14 protein-coding genes are annotated in these 16,534 nt (G+C 70.3%); 5 read left to right on the plus strand and 9 right to left on the minus strand.

Going from position 1 to position 16,534, the window contains the following annotated elements:
* Positions 1–81: 81 nt before the first annotated feature.
* The 3 genes from AB0I98_RS21160 to AB0I98_RS21170 are packed head-to-tail and all read right to left on the minus strand — an operon-like array spanning position 82 to position 3,730.
* Entirely contained in the window at positions 82–1,008 is a 927-nt protein-coding gene (locus AB0I98_RS21160) for a carbohydrate ABC transporter permease (RefSeq protein WP_362943937.1), read from the minus strand.
* Positions 1,005–2,060, minus strand: coding sequence for an ABC transporter permease subunit (locus AB0I98_RS21165; protein WP_362943939.1), 1,056 nt, complete (start codon positions 2,058–2,060; stop codon positions 1,005–1,007). The genes AB0I98_RS21160 and AB0I98_RS21165 overlap by 4 nt, the downstream gene beginning before the upstream one ends.
* Positions 2,060–3,730: an extracellular solute-binding protein gene (locus AB0I98_RS21170; RefSeq protein WP_362943941.1), complete on the minus strand. Its 1,671-nt coding sequence runs from the start codon at positions 3,728–3,730 to the stop codon at positions 2,060–2,062. The genes AB0I98_RS21165 and AB0I98_RS21170 overlap by 1 nt, the downstream gene beginning before the upstream one ends.
* 496 nt (positions 3,731–4,226) lie before the next feature.
* Between AB0I98_RS21170 and AB0I98_RS21175 the strand changes: the two genes are divergently transcribed.
* The 4 genes from AB0I98_RS21175 to AB0I98_RS21190 all read left to right on the plus strand — a co-directional run bounded on the left by AB0I98_RS21175 (position 4,227) and on the right by AB0I98_RS21190 (position 10,205).
* Entirely contained in the window at positions 4,227–4,928 is a 702-nt protein-coding gene (locus tag AB0I98_RS21175; protein WP_362943942.1) for a GNAT family N-acetyltransferase, read from the plus strand.
* 146 nt (positions 4,929–5,074) lie between these two features.
* A complete protein-coding gene (locus AB0I98_RS21180; RefSeq protein ID WP_362943944.1) occupies positions 5,075–8,449 on the plus strand; it encodes a pyruvate carboxylase in 3,375 nt (1,124 codons plus the stop codon).
* A gap of 82 nt (positions 8,450–8,531) precedes the next feature.
* Positions 8,532–8,891 carry a DUF779 domain-containing protein gene (locus AB0I98_RS21185; RefSeq protein WP_362943946.1) on the plus strand — a complete coding sequence of 120 codons (360 nt, stop codon included), beginning with the start codon at positions 8,532–8,534 and terminating at the stop codon, positions 8,889–8,891.
* A gap of 75 nt (positions 8,892–8,966) precedes the next feature.
* Positions 8,967–10,205, plus strand: coding sequence for a phosphodiester glycosidase family protein (locus tag AB0I98_RS21190; protein ID WP_362943948.1), 1,239 nt, complete (start codon positions 8,967–8,969; stop codon positions 10,203–10,205).
* Between the two features lie 14 nt (positions 10,206–10,219).
* On the opposite strand, the gene AB0I98_RS21195 is transcribed toward AB0I98_RS21190, so the two are convergent.
* From AB0I98_RS21195 to AB0I98_RS21220, 6 genes are all read right to left on the minus strand, one after another.
* Entirely contained in the window at positions 10,220–10,414 is a 195-nt protein-coding gene (locus AB0I98_RS21195) for a hypothetical protein (RefSeq protein ID WP_362943950.1), read from the minus strand.
* Between the two features lie 103 nt (positions 10,415–10,517).
* A complete protein-coding gene (locus AB0I98_RS21200) occupies positions 10,518–11,378 on the minus strand; it encodes a phosphatidylinositol-specific phospholipase C/glycerophosphodiester phosphodiesterase family protein (protein ID WP_362943952.1) in 861 nt (286 codons plus the stop codon).
* 185 nt (positions 11,379–11,563) lie between these two features.
* Entirely contained in the window at positions 11,564–12,646 is a 1,083-nt protein-coding gene (locus tag AB0I98_RS21205; RefSeq protein WP_362943954.1) for an acyl-CoA dehydrogenase family protein, read from the minus strand.
* A complete protein-coding gene (locus AB0I98_RS21210; protein WP_362943956.1) occupies positions 12,643–13,824 on the minus strand; it encodes an acyl-CoA dehydrogenase family protein in 1,182 nt (393 codons plus the stop codon). Before AB0I98_RS21210 ends, AB0I98_RS21205 begins: the two co-directional genes overlap by 4 nt.
* Positions 13,821–14,810: an NADPH:quinone oxidoreductase family protein gene (locus AB0I98_RS21215; RefSeq protein WP_362943958.1), complete on the minus strand. Its 990-nt coding sequence runs from the start codon at positions 14,808–14,810 to the stop codon at positions 13,821–13,823. Before AB0I98_RS21215 ends, AB0I98_RS21210 begins: the two co-directional genes overlap by 4 nt.
* A gap of 84 nt (positions 14,811–14,894) precedes the next feature.
* Positions 14,895–15,479, minus strand: a complete 585-nt coding sequence (locus AB0I98_RS21220) for an XRE family transcriptional regulator (RefSeq protein ID WP_362943960.1) — start codon at positions 15,477–15,479, stop codon at positions 14,895–14,897.
* Between the two features lie 79 nt (positions 15,480–15,558).
* Between AB0I98_RS21220 and AB0I98_RS21225 the strand changes: the two genes are divergently transcribed.
* A complete protein-coding gene (locus tag AB0I98_RS21225; RefSeq protein ID WP_362943962.1) occupies positions 15,559–16,494 on the plus strand; it encodes an NAD(P)/FAD-dependent oxidoreductase in 936 nt (311 codons plus the stop codon).
* The last annotated feature ends 40 nt before the right edge of the window (positions 16,495–16,534 follow it).

The following is a 16,534-nucleotide window of genomic DNA, read 5'->3' on the forward strand; positions in this document are numbered from 1 at the left end:
CAGGGGCGCGGGGAACTGCGCGACCAGCCACAACGAAGCCATCAGACGGCGTACAACAGACAGCCCAACGGCGAGAACCCGTCAGCCTTTGATCGCCCCCGTCAACATGCCCTTCTTGAAGTGCCGCTGGACAAAGGGAGAAGCAACCGCAACAGGAATCAGCGCGAGGACCATGACGGCCATCTGCAGCCCCAAGCTGGAGAGTTCACCGGTACGGACCGCCTGCTGCAGACCGGTCGGCGCCTCACTGCCCTTCTGGACCAACTGGATGAGCACGTTCTGCAGCGGCAGCATCTCCTGATCGGTGAGGTAGATGGACGCGTTGAACCAGGCGCTCCAGTAACCGACCGCGTAGAACAGGGAGATGACCGCGACCACCGCACGCGACAACGGCATGATGATGGTCAGCAGGATCCGCAGTTCGCCGGCCCCGTCGATGCGCGCGGACTCGGTGAGTTCGGGGGAGATCCCCATGAAGAAGGCCCGCAGGACCAGGACGTTGAAGACGCTGACCGCGCTCGGCAGGATCAGCGACAGATAGGTGTCGGTGAGTCCGAGCGCCTGCACGAGGAGGTACGTCGGGATGAGGCCTGCCCCGAAGAACATGGTGGCCATGATGGTCATCAGGAAGTACCGGTGCCCGAGACTCCCCGGCCGGGACAGGCCGTAGGCGCCGAGGACCGACACCGCCATGGAGAACAGGGTGCCGAAGAAGGTGACCCCGACCGAGACCATGATCGCCCGGCTGACCTGGCCGCCGCTGAGCAGTTCCGTGTAGTTGATGAAGGTGATGCCGCGGGGGATCACGACCAGGCCGCCGGCCTGGTCGATCACCGGTTTCGGGGAGAGGCTGGTGACGATGACGATCCACAGCGGACCGAGTACGCCGAGGCAGCACAGGACCAGCAGGCCGCCCTTCGCGGTGAATCCGGTCCTGCTGGGCGGCTCCTCCCACACCGGCCGGGGCGGCGCCTTGAGGCTGCGGATGAGCGTGGTGTTGAGACTCACTTCTTGTACACCCCCTGCTCGCCCAGGAGGTGCGCGAACTTGTTCGCGCCCAGGACCAGAGCGACGCCTATGAGCCCCTTGACGAGGCCGACCGCTGCCGCGTAGCTGAAGTCGCCGTTCTGGATTCCCATGTTCCATACGTAGGTGTCGAGGACCTCGGCGGCTCCCGCGCCGACCGCGTCCCGCTGAAGCAGGAACTGCTCGAAGCCGACGCTCAGCGCGTCGCCCACCCGCAGGACCAGCAGGAGCGCGATCACCGGACGCAGTGCGGGCAGCGTCACGTGCCACATGCGCCGCCAGCGCCCGGCGCCGTCCATGGCGGCGGCCTCGTACAGATCCGTGCTGACGGCGGAGAGCGCGGCGAGGAAGACGATGATCCCCCAGCCGGCGTCCTTCCAGACGGCCTCCGCGGTGACCAGCCACTTGAACAGGTCCGCGTCGGTCATCAGGTCGAAGCCGCTCACGCCGTGGTCCTCCAGGGTCTGGGCGATGATGCCCGCGCCGCCGAAGATCTGCTGGAAGACGGTGATCACAAGGACCCAGGAGAAGAAGTGCGGCAGGTACATGATCGCCTGTGCCACGGCCCTCACCCGGGGCCGGATCACGCTGTTGATGAGCAGCGCGAGGGCGATGGGCACGGGGAAGAACAGCACGAGCTGGATCACGAACAGGACGAGGGTGTTCTGCGTGGCGTCCCAGAACAGCGGGTCCTCGACCATCCGCTCGACCTGCTCCAGGCCGACCCACGGGCTGTGGAAGATCGCCGTGATTCCGTTGCCGGCGATGTACGGGTCGTACTCCTGGAAGGCGATGACGTTGCCGAGCAGCGGGACGTAGTGGAAGACAAGGAGCAGCGCGATGAGGGGCAGCGTCATCAGGATGAGCGCGCGGTCGCGGTGCCACCGGACCCGGAACGGGACCTTGCCTGCCTTGCCCCTCCCGCGCGTCGCCCGCCCCTTCGTCGCCTCCACGGCGGCGACCGCGGCCGCCGGCTCCTCGACGGCCGCGGGGGGACGGGTCCCGTCCGGCCTGCTCCCGGTGGTGAGCGACATCAGTTCCCACTGCCGTTCTTGTCGATGAGCTCCTTGTACCAGTCGCGCAGCTTGTCACCGCCGGACGACTTCCAGTTGGCGATGAAGGCCTGGACGTCGGACATCTTCTTGTGGCCACGCACGTAGTCGATCTGCAGCTGCTCGAGCTGGCTGGAGAGGTTGGCGTAGCGGGCCGGCTCGATGATGGTCATGCCGTAGATGGACGTCTTCTTCATGAAGGCACCCATCCGCTGCTGCCACTCGACCTGCGCGCGGGCGATATCGGGGAGGTCGGGGTGGGCGAGGTAGGGCGCCGGGGCCGCCAGCATCGACCAGGCGTTGATCACCTCGGTGTTGCCCTGGTCGGTCTTGACCGGGGCGCCGTCCTTGACCGTGTAGTGGCTGCCCTCGACGCCGTAGTCGACGAGCATCCGCTCCTTGGTGCCGTAGGGCGCTGCCGCGAAGTTGGCGGCGGCCAGGGCGTTCTCGACCGTCTCCTTGGAGGCGCCCTTGCGGATCATCGACCAGATGTTGGCGGGCGCGGACGCGTACGTCGTCGGGTTGCCGCCGTCGGCGCCGAAGATGTCCATGCCGTCGATCTGGAACTCCGGGTTGGCCTGGGCCTGTTCGGCGGCCTTGACGTACCAGAAGGACATGTCGCCTTTGCAGACCAGGATCTGTCCGGCGGTGAACCGCTGGCCCTCGTCGCCGGTGCGCGCCTTGTCGTCGGGGTGGACCACGCCGGCGTCGAACAGCTTGCGGAGCCACGCCAGGGATTCGAGGTACTCGGGACGCTCGATGCTGTACCGCAGCTTGCCGTCGTCGTCGATGTTCCAGTTGGGCGCGACGCTGAAGACGGCGCCCGCGATCCAGGAGATGTCACCGCAGGCGTACACCTTGGCCTTGGCGCTGGTGGCGTCCTTGGCCCAACTGAGGAACTCGTCGGCCGACTTGGGTACGGAGTACCCCTTCTTCTCGAAGATGTCCTTCCGGTAATAGGGCACGATCATGCTGGCCGGGGCGGTGGGCAGCGGGATGCCGCGCAGCGCGCCGCCGAAGATGCCCATCCGCCAGGCGTCGGACGGTATCGCGGCCAGGTTCGGGTACTTCTTGACCTTGTCGCCCGCCAGGTAGGGGCCGAGGTCCAGGCACTTCGCGGCGACCGCGCTCCCGATCTTGCTGTTGTTCAGTTCCCAGCTGGGCACGACCACCATGTCGGGCAAGGAGCTGGAGGCCAGGATCGCGCCGAGCTTCTGGCCGTACGTCATGCCGTTCTGGTTCTGCCAGGTGACCTTGGTGCCCGCCGCCGCGTCGACTGCCTTGTAGTACGCGCAGCCGGGCTTCGGCGGGGTGCCCCAGAACGGAGACATGATCTTGACGGGGGCGCCGGTGCCGAGCTTGTCCGGTACCGAGGTGGTGAGGGCCGCGAGGTCGACCTTGCTGGTGTAGCCGGCCGCCGAACCGTTCTTCGAGGGAATGTCCGGATCGGCCATCTCGCTGGCGACGTAGGTCGGGAGCAGCTTGTCGGCGGCCTTGCCCGACGTGGTGCCCTCGCGCGAGCCGGTTTCCGAACCGCTGCAGGCGGAGAGCAGTGGCACCCCACCGGCCACCGCTGCGGTGGCGACCGCCGTGGAGGCGAGGAAGCTTCTCCTGCTGGGTCCGGAGGGGGCGGAGGCGGCGTTCGGCGTCATTGCGTCAACCCTTCGTGGCGCACCTGGACACCCGGCGGTGGGCCGTCGGCTGCGGTGCCGAGACTGGACTGGCTGAGCTGAGCGGACATCCAATCACTGCGACACGATTCGCAGTCGAAGCGCTTCGATGTTGCTGTGAGGTTAAGTGAACGCCTATAGGCGCACAAGGGTCGCTTCCAAGATTCCTCAGAGGCCGGGAAGGTGCGCTTGGCGTGCCCTGCTTGATACAGCGACGTCGAACACTGGAGCTCGCTCCGGCGCCTGACGTCATCGAAGCGCTTCGAAGTGTTTGCGTCTTCACTTCAAGGGGATCCCATGTGTCCGCCCCACACGTCCCACATGCCGCACACACACCACCACCCCGCGGCCTACAGCTGCCGTTCGCGAACCGCATCGACGGATCGACGCCCATGACGCCGCCTCAAGCAGGACGACAGCAGTTCCCGTGACAATGGCACCCCGCTCGCGGCCGACCCGGAGGGAAAGGCACGGCACGATGAAGACTGAGGACGTCGCCGTACTCGACGATCCGGTGGGCGAGTCGCTGCGCGGCCACCACGCGGCCCTCGCCCGCCGACTCGGCCGGGCCGGCACGTACGTGCCGGGAGTCGCGACCTTCTCGGCGGTGTCCCCCGCTCCGGACCCGGCGGACTGGGCCGACCTCGCCCGGCTGCTCGGACCGGGCGAGTTCGCCGACATGTTCAGCTGCCCGGCGACCCCTCCACCGGACTGGGAGCCGGTCTTCGTCCTGGAAGGCCGGCAGATGATCTGGCCAGGCGACCGGCCCGTCCAGCCGCGTGCCGCGATCGGCACCGACATGGTCGAACTGGGTCCGGCGGATGTGCCCGAGATGCTCGACCTCGCCGCGCGAACCCAGCCCGGGCCGTTCTGGCCGCGCACCCATGAACTCGGTACCTACCTCGGCATCCGCGCGGACGGCAGGCTGGTGGCGATGGCGGGCGAACGGCTCCGCCCTCCGGGATGGACCGAGATCAGCGCAGTGTGCACGGCACCCGAGGCACGCGGGCAAGGCCATGCCGCCCGCCTGGCGAGCGCGCTCATCGCAGGCATCCGTTCCCGGAACGAACGTCCCTTCCTGCACGTGGCCGAGACGAACACCGCCGCGATCGCACTCTACGAACGGCTCGGCTTCGCAACCCGCGCCCACGTGACCTTTCGAGGGTTCCGGACGCCGTGAGCAGTGAAGCAGTCATACGGACGCTGCTCGCAGGGCAGGGATCAAGGCCGGCCATCTCCCACAATGGTGTCCCGGCTCACATGGCATGACCGCGGCGTCGCCGACACCATGGTCCTCGTCACGGGCAGGCCGCGAAGGGATCCAGGATGTTCCGCAAGGTACTGGTCGCCAACCGAGGCGAGATCGCCATTCGTGCGTTCCGCGCCGGCTTTGAGCTGGGGGCGCGCACCGTCGCCGTGTTCCCGCACGAGGACCGCAACTCGCTGCACCGGCTCAAGGCGGACGAGGCCTACGAGATCGGCGAGCCGGGCCACCCGGTGCGGGCGTATCTCTCGGTCGACGAGATCGTACGAGCGGCTCAGCGGGCCGGAGCGGACGCCGTCTACCCGGGCTACGGCTTCCTCTCCGAGAACCCGGAGTTGGCCCGTGCCTGCGAGAGCGCGGGCATCACCTTCGTCGGGCCGGACGCGGACACGCTGGAGCTGACGGGTAACAAGGCCCGTGCGGTTGCCGCCGCGCGGGCGGCCGGCGTACCGGTGCTCGGCTCCTCGCAGCCCTCGAACGACGTCGACGAACTGGTCCGTGCCGCCGATGACGTCGGCTTCCCGGTGTTCGTGAAGGCCGTCGCGGGCGGCGGAGGGCGTGGCATGCGGCGCGTGGGGACGCCGGCCCAGTTGCGCGAGTCCATCGAGGCGGCCTCGCGCGAGGCGGCGTCCGCGTTCGGCGACCCGACGGTCTTCCTGGAGAAGGCCGTTGTGGAGCCCCGCCACATCGAGGTGCAGATCCTCGCCGACGGCGCGGGCAACGTCATCCACCTGTTTGAGCGTGACTGCTCGGTGCAGCGCCGCCACCAGAAGGTGATCGAGCTGGCGCCCGCGCCCAACCTCGACCCGGACCTGCGGGAGCGGATCTGCGCGGACGCCGTGCGCTTCGCCCGCGAGATCGGCTACCGCAACGCCGGCACCGTGGAGTTCCTGCTCGACCGCGACGGCAACCACGTCTTCATCGAGATGAACCCGCGCATCCAGGTCGAGCACACGGTCACCGAGGAGGTGACCGACGTCGACCTGGTCCAGGCGCAACTGCGCATCGCCTCCGGCGAGACCCTCGCCGACCTCGGGCTCGCCCAGGAGACCCTCACCCTGCGCGGCGCGGCTCTCCAGTGCCGTATCACCACCGAGGACCCGGCCAACGGCTTCCGCCCCGACACCGGCCGGATCAGCGCCTACCGCTCACCGGGCGGCTCGGGCATCCGGCTGGACGGCGGAACCACGCATGCCGGTACGGAGATCAGCGCGCACTTCGACTCGATGCTGGTGAAGCTGACCTGCCGGGGCCGGGATCTCACCGCCGCGATCGGCCGGGCCCGGCGCGCGGTCGCCGAGTTCCGTATCCGCGGCGTCGCCACGAACATCCCGTTCCTGCAGGCCGTATTGGATGACCCCGACTTCCAGGCCGGCCGGGTCACCACGTCGTTCATCGAGCAGCGGCCGCACCTGCTGACGGCACGGCATTCCGCGGACCGCGGCACCAAGCTGCTGACCTATCTCGCCGACGTCACCGTCAACAAGCCGCACGGCGAGCGGCCGAACCTCATCGATCCCACGACCAAGCTGCCGTCCGGGCCGGCCGGTGAGCCGCCCGCCGGCTCCCGGCAGCGGCTCGCCGAACTGGGACCCGAGGGCTTCGCCCGAGCATTGCGCGAGTCGCCGCTGCTCGGCGTCACCGACACCACCTTCCGTGACGCCCACCAGTCCCTGCTGGCCACCCGGGTACGCACCAAGGACCTGCTGGCCGTCGCCCCCCTCGTCGCGCGCACCCTGCCCGAGCTGCTGTCCCTGGAATGCTGGGGCGGCGCCACCTACGACGTCGCCCTGCGCTTCCTCGCCGAGGACCCGTGGGAACGCCTGGCCGCCCTGCGCGAGGCGGTGCCCAACGTCTGCCTGCAGATGCTGCTGCGCGGCCGGAACACCGTCGGCTACACCCCGTACCCCACCGAGGTGACCGACGCGTTCGTGCAGGAGGCCGCGGCCACCGGTATCGACATCTTCCGCATCTTCGACGCGCTCAACGACGTCGGCCAGATGCGCCCGGCCATCGACGCCGTACGCGAGACGGGGACCGCGATCGCCGAGGTCGCGCTCTGCTACACCGCGGACCTGTCCGACCCCTCCGAGCGGCTCTACACCCTCGACTACTATCTGCACCTCGCCGAGCAGATCGTCGAGGCGGGCGCCCACGTCCTGGCCGTCAAGGACATGGCGGGCCTGCTGCGCGCGCCCGCCGCCTCGACCCTCGTCTCGGCGCTGCGCCGCGAGTTCGGCCTGCCGGTCCATCTGCACACCCATGACACGGCGGGCGGCCAGCTCGCCACCTACCTCGCGGCGGCCCAGGCGGGCGTGGACGCGGTGGACGGGGCGGTGGCCTCGATGGCGGGTACGACGTCGCAGCCGTCCCTGTCCGCGATCGTCGCCGCCACCGACCACTCCGAACGCCCGACGGGCCTGGACCTCCAGGCCGTCGGGGACCTGGAGCCGTACTGGGAGAGCGTCCGCCGTGTGTACGCGCCGTTCGAGGCGGGCCTCGCCTCCCCCACCGGGCGCGTCTACCACCACGAGATCCCCGGCGGTCAGCTGTCCAACCTGCGCACCCAGGCCGTCGCGCTCGGCCTCGGCGACCGCTTCGAGGACATCGAGGCGATGTACGCCGCCGCCGACCGCATCCTCGGCCGGCTGGTGAAGGTCACTCCCTCGTCGAAGGTGGTCGGCGACCTGGCCCTGCACCTGGTGGGAGCCGGTGTGACACCGGAGGACTTCGAGGCGACGCCCGACCGGTTCGACATCCCCGACTCGGTCATCGGCTTCCTGCGCGGCGAGCTGGGGACCCCGCCGGGCGGCTGGCCGGAGCCGTTCCGCACCAAGGCGCTCCAGGGACGCGCCGACGCACGGCCCGTACAGGAGCTGACCACTGAGGACCGCGACGGCCTGGAGAAGTCCCGCCGCGCCACCCTCAACCGGCTGCTCTTCCCGGGCCCGACGCGCGAGTTCGAGACGCATCGTCAGTCGTTCGGCGACACCAGCGTCCTGGACAGCAGGCACTTCTTCTACGGTCTGCGCCCCGGCAAGGAATACGCCGTCGATCTGGAGCCCGGCGTACGCCTGCTCATCGAGCTCCAGGCCATCGGCGAGGCCGACGAACGCGGCATGCGCACCGTCATGGCCGGCCTGAACGGCCAGCTGCGGCCGATCCAGGTCCGCGACGTGGCCGCCGCCTCGGACGCCCCGGTCACCGAGAAGGCCGACCGGACCAACCCCGGGCATGTCGCGGCGCCGTTCGCGGGCGTGGTGACGCTCGCGGTCGCCGAGGGCGACGTGGTGGAGGCCGGCGTCACCGTGGCCACCATCGAGGCGATGAAGATGGAGGCCGCCATCACCGCGCCGACGGCGGGCCGGGTCACGCGGCTGGCCATCAACCGCATCCAGCAGGTGGAGGGCGGAGACCTGCTCGTGGAGATCGTGTAGCGGTACGGAAGGGCAGGGGCCGGCACACAGGTCGCCGGCCCCTGCAACCCTCTCGCAACCTCCCGCGTGCTGCGCTGTCGGCATGGATGAAGAGACCCCGCGTGTCCAGCTCACGCCCGCGGCCGCCGATCTGTTGCGTCGGCTGCGGCAGGCGCACGGTCCGCTGATGTTCCATCAGTCCGGCGGCTGCTGCGACGGCAGTGCGCCCATGTGTTACCCGGAGGGCGAGTTCCGTACCGGCGGCTCGGACGTGCTGCTGGCGGAGCTGGCGGTGGACGGGGTCGAGGAGCTGGTGGGCTTCTGGATGTCGAGGAGTCAGTACGAGGTGTGGAGCCACACCCGGCTGATCGTCGACGTCGTCGAGGGCCGGGGCAGCGGCTTCTCCCTGGAGGCACCCGAGGGGGTGCGTTTTCTGATCCGTTCGCGCGTAGTCGGCGCTTAGGCACCCCGGCGGTCACCGCCCTCTGTTCCAATTCCCCTGAGTTCCACGACATGTGACGAGACCTCAGGGGGCACGGTGACGCGTCGTCAGAAACGGTTCGGAGCAGGCAGAACGGTTCTCACGCTTCTCACGGCATTCGGCGCGCTGGCCGGTGCGGCCCTGGTGGGGGCGGCACCGGCCGGCGCCGTTGAGGGCGGCACGCGGATCGCGCCGGGTGTCACCTACGAGCAGTTCGACATCCAGGCGTCCAAGGGTCTGACGCGGGCGCATGTGCTCAGCGTCGACCTGCGCAATCCGAAGGTCCGGCTCGGACTGCTGTCTCCGGGGGCGGTGGCCGCCCGCGGGACTGTGTCCCGGCTGGCCGACGCCCAGGGCGCCGTGGGGGGCGTCAACGGCGACTTCTTCAACCTCACCGAGACCCAGCACCCCGGCGTGCAGGCGACCGGCGCGAGCGTGGGACCGGCAATCGCCAAGGGCCGCGCCCTGAGCGCCGCGGTGCCCAACGGCCAGCGCTTCGGACCCGCGCTGCCGCCCGGCACGAGCACGAAGGACGTGTTCGGAGTCGGCGACGACCGGCGGGCCCGGCTGGACAGCCTCTCCCTGACCGGGTCGATCGGCACGCCCGACGGGAAGGTGCCGCTCGGCGGGCTCAATCAGTACGCGCTGCCGGTGGGCTCGGTCGGCGCCTACACCGCCAAGTGGGGCAGCGTCTCCCGGGTGCGCGCGACGTGCGGCACGGACACCAACCGGGCCGCGCCATGCAGTACCGACACATACGAGGTGACGGTCCGCGGGGGACGCGTGGTGTCGACCGCCGACTCCCCGGGCAGCGGCACCATCGCCAAGGACACCACCGTGCTGGTCGGCCGGGAGGCGGGGGCGCAGCAGCTGCGGAAGCTGTCCAAGGGGGAGCGCGTCACGGTGCAGCACAAGCTGGTGCCGGCCGGGTCCCGGAAACCGTTCAGCTTCGCCCTGGGCGGCTTCCCGGTCTTGACGGACGGACAGCCGTTGCCCGGACTGGACAACAGGACCGCGGCGGTGCGCACGGCCGTGGGCATCGCGGACGGCGGGCGGCGGGTGATTCTGCTCGCGCTGGACGGCGCCGCCGAGTACCGCACGGGCCTGACGGTCGCGGAAGTCGCCGACGCCATGCGGAAGTTGGGCTCGGTCGACGCGTTCAACCTGGACGGCGGCGGGTCAACGACGCTGGTCGCCCGCGCGCCGGGCGCGGCCGCCGTGACCGTACGCAACCATCCCTCCGGCGGTGCGGAACGCCCCGTCCCGAACGGCATCGGGGTCTTCTCGGCCGGCTGACCGCCGCGGTGGCCTCACGGTCTCAGACTACTGACGATGTCCGCGGTCGCCGTGAGGCCGCTCTCGATGGTCGGCGCCATGCTCGAGCTCGCCATGTAGAACCCGAGCAGCGCGCAGACGATCGCATGGCTGGGCTTCAGCCCGCCGTGCCGCAGGAAGATCACCGCCAGAACCAACAGCAACAGCACCACAGAGATGGACACGGCCATCGAAAACCTCCTCCGCCACGTCCGCTTCGCGGCGTTCGGCCACGAGTGTGGCGTAGCGGAGGGTTCGTCCGGGCGGCTGGCGTGTCCGCCGAACGTGTGGTGTCTAGGCCGACCGGTGTGCGTCCAGGAAGGCTTCCAGGCCGATCAGGTCGTCGGTGTTGAGGTAGTCGACGTCGGCGGCGAGGAGTTCCGTCCACAGGGCGTCCCGGGCGGGGCCCGCGATGTCCGGGGTGGCCCAGAAGCGGACCTTCTGCCCGCGGGCGTGCGCGGCCTGGACGATGGTGTGCAGCTTCTGCCGCTCGGCTGCGGGGAATTCACCGACCCCGAGCCAGGTGAAGTTGCGCGTCCAGTTGTCGCTGATCAGCGGGACGAAGGAGGCGGGTGCGGAGGTGCCGAGGTCGGTGAGCCGGCCGTCGTAGAAGGCCCGGCGGACGGTCTGGGCCTCCATGGGGACGCGGGCCGCGCGGTCGCCGGAGATCACCGCGGTGACGGGACCGGGGTACACCCGGCCGTGCGCGTACGTGGTGAACAGGCCCTTGTAGCGCCGCAGGTGCCGGTCGAGCTCGAGGTACGTCGAGGAGCCCTCGGTCTTGATGTCGATGAGCAGCTGGAGCGAGCCGCGGTATCCCCGGTAGACGGAACCGTGGTTGGCCTTCACGCGGGACGCGAGCGTGTTCAGGTAGAGGGATTCGAGGGTGCGCGCGGGGTCGAGGTCCACCTGGTCGTGCGCGACGAGGAGCTGGTCGCCGACGAGCCAGATGTCGGCCTCGACGCTGCCGAAGCGGTGGTCGAGGGCGTCGAGGAGGGGACGGGGGTGCTCGTAGTCGTTGTGTGCGTGGGCGCGCCAGAGCGGGCGCGGGTGCTTCTTCTGCTCGCCCGCCAGTGCCTGCGAGGCGGGCACCACGACCGCGCCCGCGAGGGCGGCGCCGAGGGTGAGGACTCTGCGACGGGTGGTGTGGGCCATGCTCTCTCCCCGAGGTGTTCTGAAGTGAAACCTCAGCGAGTATGCGTTCGTGGGGGGCCCAAGAAACCGCCTGAGAAAGTGAGTTGGCCGGACTGCCGCCGTGAGTTCACTTCCTTGGCCGAAGACACACCGAAAAGCCCGCCCCTGGTGGGACGGGCTTCTCTCGGTCTACTCCCAGGTGTACGTCAGGGGGCGCGTAGGTCGACCAGTTCGGCGAGCGCGGCACGGTGGCCGCCCGCGGTGCCGTACGCGATCGAGTCCGCCTTGGCTCGCTTCAGATACAGATGCACCGGGTGCTCCCAGGTCATCCCGAGACCGCCGTGCAACTGCACCGCCTCCTCGGCGGCGTGGACGGCGACGCCCGCCGCATAGGCCTGCGCGACGGCGACCGCCACCTCGGCGTCCTCGCCGGTGGCGAGCGCGTCCGCCGCGTTCCGGGCGGCAGCGCGCAGGTTGACGACCTCCAGCCACAGCTGCGCGAGCCGGTGCTTGATCGCCTGGAACCCGCCAAGGGGCCGGTTGAACTGCTTGCGCTCCTTGAGATACCGGACCGTCTCGGTCAACGCCCAGTCGGCGAGCCCGAGTTGCTCGGACGCGAGCAGCCCGGCTCCGGCCCGCAGAGCGCGTCGTACGGCGGGTTCGGCATCGCCCAGCCGACGCCCGCGAGCGCCCTCCAGCACAACGCGCGCCACCGGCCGCGTCAGGTCCAGCGACACCTGCGGTACGACGGTGACGGCATCGGCGTCCACGGCGTACAGCCCACCGTCGTCCGCGGGCACGAGCAGCACGTCTGCAGCCGACGCGTCAGCGATGCCGGTCAACTCGCCGTGCAGGGCGCCGTCTTCCTGTCGTACGGCCTTGAAGGCGCCGTCCGGAGCGACGTTCAGGGCGACGGCGAGGACGCCGATCCGCCGCCCGGACGCCAGCTCGGCGAGCAGGTCGCCGGCGTCGCAGGCCAGCAGGGCCTCCGTGGCGACCACGGCGCTCGTCAGATACGGCACGGGGGCGACGGACCGCCCCAACTCCTCCAGGACGACGGCGACTTCGCGGTGGGTGGCGCCCTGGCCGCCCTGCGCCTCGGGGACGAGCAGGCCCGCGAGTCCCATGCCGTCGGCGAGGGACTTCCACAGGGAGAGGTCGTGCGGGGCCTCGGACTCGGTGCGGGTGATCACGCCCGCCGCGTCGCAGTGGTCGGTGAGCAGGTCACGGACGGCTGCGCGCAGCGCCTCTTCCTCCTCCGAGTACAGCAGGTCACGCTGTGCGGTCATCGGGCCAGGTCCTTCCACGCGACGTCCTTGTCGGTGCGCGGCTCCGCGGGCAGGCCCAGGACGCGCTCGGCGACGATGTTCAGCAGGACCTCGCTGGTCCCGCCCTCGATGCTGTTGCCCTTGGAGCGGAGGTAGCGGTAGCCGGCGTCACGGCCGGTGAAGTCGACCAGTTCCGGGCGGCGCATGGTCCAGTCGTCGTACAACAGGCCCTCCTCGCCGAGGAGTTCGACCTCCAGGCCGCTGATCTCCTGGTTGAGGCGGGCGAAGGACAGTTTCATGCCGGAGCCCTCGTAGCCGGGCTGGCCCGCGACGAGTTGCTGGCGCAGGCGTTCGCCGGTGAGGCGGGCGACCTCGGCCTCGACCCAGAGCTTCAGCAGGCGCTGGTGGAGGTCGTGGGTGCGCAGTTCGGGGCGTTCGCGCCAGGTCTTCGCGATCGGCCCGATCATGCCGCCCTCGCGCGGGATGCGCATGCCGCCGATGGAGACGCGCTCGTTCATCAGCGTCGTCTGCGCGACCTTCCAGCCGTCGCCGACCGCGCCGAGGCGGTGCGCGTCCGGGATGCGGACGTCGGTGAGGAACACCTCGTTGAACTCGGCCTCGCCGGTGATCTGGCGCAGCGGCCTGACCTCGACGCCCGGGTCGGTCATGTCGCAGATGAAGTACGTGATGCCCGCGTGCTTGGGCAGGTCCGGGTCGGTGCGGGCGATGAGGATGGCCCAGCGGGCGAGATGGGCGCTGGAGGTCCACACCTTCTGCCCGTTGACGACCCAGTCATCGCCTTCCCTGACGGCTCGCGTGCCGAGCGCGGCCAGGTCGGATCCGGCGCCCGGCTCGCTGAACAGCTGGCACCAGACTTCCTCGCCCACCCACAGCGGCCTGAGGAACTGCTGCTTCTGCTCCTCGGTGCCGTACTTCAGGATCGTCGGCGCCGCCATCCCGAGGCCGATACCGATGCGCCGCGGGTCGTTGTCGGGGGCGCCCGCCGCCTCCAACTCGGCGTCCACGACGGCCTGGAGGGAACGCGGCGCACCGAGTCCGCCGAGGCCCTCCGGGTAGTGCACCCAGGCGAGTCCGGCGTCGAAGCGAGCCTTGAGGAAGTCGATGCGTTCCGTGTCGGCGGGCGGGTGCGCGGCCAGCAACTCGCGTGTGCGGCTGCGCAGTTCTGCGGCGTCGGTCATGCGGCAGCTCCGTTCTCCAGCGAGGGCTCCAGGGAGGGAACGACGGCGACCCGGCCCGTCGTGGCCCCGTCGGCGACCCGCTGCACCGCCGCCGCGGCCCCCGCCAGCGGCACCCGCTCGCTCACCAGCGGCTTGATCGCGCCCCGCGCGGCCAGCTCGGTGAGCTGCTCGTGGCAGTGCTGGACCAGCTTCGGGTTCTTGGTGTTGTACAGGCCCCAGTGCAGGCCGAGGATGGCGTAGTTCTTCACCAGCGCGTGGTTGAGGCCCGGGCTGGGGATCGTCCCGCTGGCGAAGCCGACGACCACGATCCGTCCCTCGAAGGCGACGACCTTGGCGGACTGGGTGTAGGCCGCGCCGCCGACCGGGTCGTAGATCACGTCGGCGCCCCGGCCACCGGTGGCCTCCTTCACGGCGGCGACGACGTCCTCGGCACGGCGGTCGACGACGACATCGCAGCCCAACCCCCGGGCGACAGCCGCCTTTTCGGCGCCGCCCACGACTCCGATGACGGTGGCCCCGGCCGCCTTCCCGAGCTGCACGGCCGCGCTGCCGACCCCTCCTGCGGCAGCGTGGACGAGCAGCGTCTCGCCGGCCTCCAGCCGGGCCCGCCGGTGCAGACCGAACCAGCCCGTCTGGTAGCCGATGTGCAGCGCGGCGGCCTCGGCGTCGTCCAGAGAATCGGGCGCGGGCAGCACGGCCGCCGCATCCGCGACGGCGTACTCGGCGAAGCCGCCGTACGGCAGGGCGGGGTTGGCGATCACCCGGCGCCCGTCCTCGGTCTCGCCGCAGATCTCGACGCCCGGCGTGAACGGCAGCGGCGGCTTGACCTGGTACTGGCCCCGGCACATCAGGGCATCCGGGAAGTTGATGTTGGCAGCACGCACCTTCAGCAGGACCTGGCCGTCGCCGGGCGTCGGCCGCTCCACGTCCGCCAGCCGCATCACCTCGCCCGGCTCACCGATCTCGTGCACTTGCCATGCCTGCATGCGGGGCCTCCACAGACTGCTTCGTCCGACCAGGTCCCCCGCATACTAAGCGGTCGCTTGCCGATCAGGGAACAGTCGCGTCCGTCACGCCCGCTTCGGCCGCGCCCGCACATGCATCCGCTCCCCCTGCGGCCCGAACAGACTGAGGAACTCCACCGGCCCCTCCCCCGTCGACCCGAACCAGTGCGGCACCCGCGTATCGAACTCGGCGGCCTCCCCCGCGTTCAGCACGATGTCGTGATCGCCCAGGACCATCCGCAGCCGCCCCGACATCACATACAGCCACTCATAGCCCTCATGGGTCCGCGGCTCCACCGGCTCCGCCTCCTCCTGCGGCACCAGCACCTTGAAGGCCTGCAGGCCGCCGGGCTGGCGCGTCAGCGGCCAGTACGTACGTCCGTGCCTCCTGATCGGCTCGGCCCGCACCCGCGGATCGCGCACCGCGGGCGCGCCCACCAGCTCGTCCAGCGCCACCTCGTGCGCCCGCGCGATCGGCAGCAGCAGCTCCAGGCTGGGCTTGCGCAGCCCTGACTCCAGCCGGGAGAGCGTGCTCACCGAGATACCGGTCGCCTCGGAGAGCCCCGCCAGCGTGGCGCCCCGCTCCTTGCGGATCCGCCGCAGCCGCGGACCGACCTCCGCGAGCACCTCGTCCATGTCGTCGTCACTCATGGAGTCCATTGCAGTTTCGGCAAATGCGTTTGTCAATGTGGCAGTGGTGGCGCGACCGTCTGGCGTGGAGGTGGTCACCATGACCGAGACATACAGCGACACATACGAAGTGGTCGTCATCGGCGGCGGCGCGGCGGGCCTGTCCGCCGCGCTCGTCCTGGGCCGGGCCCGGCGCCACACGCTGGTGGTCGACGCGGGCGAGCCACGCAACGCCCCCGCCGCGCACATGCAGGGCTATCTGTCCCGCGACGGCATGTCCCCCGCCGAGTTCCTCGCGATCGGCCGCGAGGAGATCGCCCGGTACGGAGTCGAGCTGGTCCGTGACACAGCCGTGGACGTCACCAAGGCCGACGACTTCACGGTCGAGCTCGCGAGCGGACGCACGGTGCGTGCCCGCCGTCTCGTCGTCACCACCGGCCTCAAGGACGAGCTGCCGGACGTCCCCGGCGTCGCCGACCGCTTCGGCCGCGATGTGCTGCACTGCCCGTACTGCCACGGCTGGGAGGTACGCGACCAGGCCTTCGGCGTGCTGGCGACCAGCCCGATGAGCGTGCACCAGGCCCTGATCGTCTCCCAGTGGTCCAAGGACGTGACCTTCTTCCTGCACAAGGTCACCGAGGACGAACTGTCCGACGACGACCTGCGCAGACTGGCCGCGGCCGGTGTGCACGTCATCCCGGGCGAGGTCGCGGGACTGCTGGTCGAGAACGACCGACTGACGGGCGTACGCCTTGCGGACGGTTCGACGTACGACCGCCAGGCGCTGTTCGTCGCACCGCGCGCGATCCCGCAGACCGGCCTGCTGGAGAAGCTCGGCGCCGAGATGAACGAGACCCCCTTCGGCTCCTATCCCGTGGTCGACTGGACGGGGCTGACGACCGTGCCGGGCGTGTGGGCCGCGGGCAATGCGATGGGCTTCGGCGAGCAGGTCGTGAACGCGGCGAGCGGCGGCTACCGTGCGGGCGCCACGATCAACGGGGAGCTGCTCATGGCCGACCTCGATGCAGCGCCCTAAGGGGCGCGGGGAACTGCGCGACCAGCCACAACAAACCCGC

Origin of the sequence: Streptomyces sp. NPDC050211, assembly GCF_040656035.1 — a bacterium.
GTDB lineage: Bacteria > Actinomycetota > Actinomycetes > Streptomycetales > Streptomycetaceae > Streptomyces.

Bases quoted from the DNA above. Each gene is read 5' to 3' on its own strand.
- AB0I98_RS21195 (WP_362943950.1), bottom strand. From the start codon at position 10,414: ATGGCCGTGTCCATCTCTGTGGTGCTGTTGCTGTTGGTTCTGGCGGTG.
- AB0I98_RS21170 (WP_362943941.1), bottom strand. From the start codon at position 3,730: ATGACGCCGAACGCCGCCTCCGCCCCCTCCGGACCCAGCAGGAGAAGC.
- AB0I98_RS21175 (WP_362943942.1), top strand. From the start codon at position 4,227: ATGAAGACTGAGGACGTCGCCGTACTCGACGATCCGGTGGGCGAGTCG.
- AB0I98_RS21165 (WP_362943939.1), bottom strand. From the start codon at position 2,060: ATGTCGCTCACCACCGGGAGCAGGCCGGACGGGACCCGTCCCCCCGCG.
- AB0I98_RS21210 (WP_362943956.1), bottom strand. From the start codon at position 13,824: ATGACCGACGCCGCAGAACTGCGCAGCCGCACACGCGAGTTGCTGGCC.
- AB0I98_RS21185 (WP_362943946.1), top strand. From the start codon at position 8,532: ATGGATGAAGAGACCCCGCGTGTCCAGCTCACGCCCGCGGCCGCCGAT.
- AB0I98_RS21200 (WP_362943952.1), bottom strand. From the start codon at position 11,378: ATGGCCCACACCACCCGTCGCAGAGTCCTCACCCTCGGCGCCGCCCTC.
- AB0I98_RS21220 (WP_362943960.1), bottom strand. From the start codon at position 15,479: ATGAGTGACGACGACATGGACGAGGTGCTCGCGGAGGTCGGTCCGCGG.
- AB0I98_RS21180 (WP_362943944.1), top strand. From the start codon at position 5,075: ATGTTCCGCAAGGTACTGGTCGCCAACCGAGGCGAGATCGCCATTCGT.
- AB0I98_RS21225 (WP_362943962.1), top strand. From the start codon at position 15,559: ATGACCGAGACATACAGCGACACATACGAAGTGGTCGTCATCGGCGGC.
- AB0I98_RS21205 (WP_362943954.1), bottom strand. From the start codon at position 12,646: ATGACCGCACAGCGTGACCTGCTGTACTCGGAGGAGGAAGAGGCGCTG.
- AB0I98_RS21215 (WP_362943958.1), bottom strand. From the start codon at position 14,810: ATGCAGGCATGGCAAGTGCACGAGATCGGTGAGCCGGGCGAGGTGATG.